The sequence below is a fragment of the Rhodoplanes sp. SY1 genome, assembly GCF_046000175.1.
In the GTDB taxonomy this organism is placed as follows: domain Bacteria; phylum Pseudomonadota; class Alphaproteobacteria; order Rhizobiales; family Xanthobacteraceae; genus Rhodoplanes.
In genome coordinates, this window is record NZ_JBEOMB010000210.1 from 1 (window position 1) to 1,101 (window position 1,101).

A 1,101-nucleotide genomic window follows, 5' to 3' on the forward strand; every position below is an offset into this window, starting at 1 on the left:
CGACGCCGAGCTCGCCCGCGTGTTCCAGATGTTCCCGATCCTCGAGGAGCGGCTGAAGCAGACCGCCGGCACGCTGTCGGGCGGCGAGCAGCAGATGCTCGCCATCGGCCGCTGCCTGATGGGCCAGCCCGACCTCGTGATGTTCGACGAGCCCTCGCTCGGCCTCGCGCCGGCGATCGTCCACGAGGTGCTGCGCACCATCCGCGACCTCAACGCCGCCGGCCTGACCTGCGTGCTGGTCGAGCAGAACGTCGCGATGTCGCTCAAGCTCGCCGATCGCGCCTATGTCCTGGAGAACGGCCGGATCACGCTCGCCGGAACCGGCGAGGAGCTGCTCGCCGACGACCGCGTTCGCCAGGCCTATCTCGGCATGTGAGACGCCGACGGGCGGCGGGGACTCCCGTCCGCCGCGACCGGGACGGCCCTTGCGGGCCGCCGTTCTCTGCCACAGACTGACGTCGATAATCCGACGGCGGCTCGATCCGCCGGGTCCGGTCCGCCGTGGCCGAGCCATAACGACGTAGGGAGAACGGCCCGATGATCCGCACATCCGTGCTGCGTGTTTCGCTGTCCGCAATGGGGCTCGCCGTCGCGGGCCTCGCGGCGTCCGCCGGGATTCAATCGGCGCGTGCCGACACGACGTCGACGATGCCGGAGCGCGGCATCGTCGAGATGACGGTGCTGTTCCCGGCCGGCTCGTCGGCCGACGTGACGGCGCGGCTGCTCGCCGACGGCATGTCGAAGCGGCTCGGCAACAAGGTGATCGTGGTCAACCGGCCGGGCGCCGGCGGGGCCATCGGCTATCGCTGGGTCATGGGCCAGCGCGCCGACGGCAGCGCGATCGTGTGGAACTCGAACTCGATCTCGACTGCGCACCACTCCGGCGCGCTGGCCGCCGACCACACGGCTTTCGAGCCGGTCGCCCGCGTGCTGATCGAGACGCCGGTCGTCGCCGTGCGGGCGGACTCGCCGTGGAAGACGCTGCCCGACTTCGTCGCCGCGATGAAGCAGCGGCCGCGCGAGATCACCTTCGGTCATTCCGGGGTCGGCAGCCACACCCACATGTCGCTCGTCGCGCTCCTCAAGATGGGCGGCGCCGAG

At 70.9% G+C, this 1,101-nt stretch carries 2 protein-coding genes; both read left to right on the forward strand.

Annotation, left to right across the window (positions count from 1 at the left end):
• A partial coding sequence (locus tag ABTU92_RS28385; protein ID WP_408094928.1) for an ABC transporter ATP-binding protein occupies positions 1 to 376 on the forward strand: 376 nt, incomplete at its 5' end.
• A gap of 161 nt (positions 377 to 537) precedes the next feature.
• Positions 538 to 1,101, forward strand: a 564-nt coding sequence (locus tag ABTU92_RS28390) for a tripartite tricarboxylate transporter substrate-binding protein (RefSeq protein ID WP_408094929.1), incomplete at its 3' end; no start/stop codon positions are given.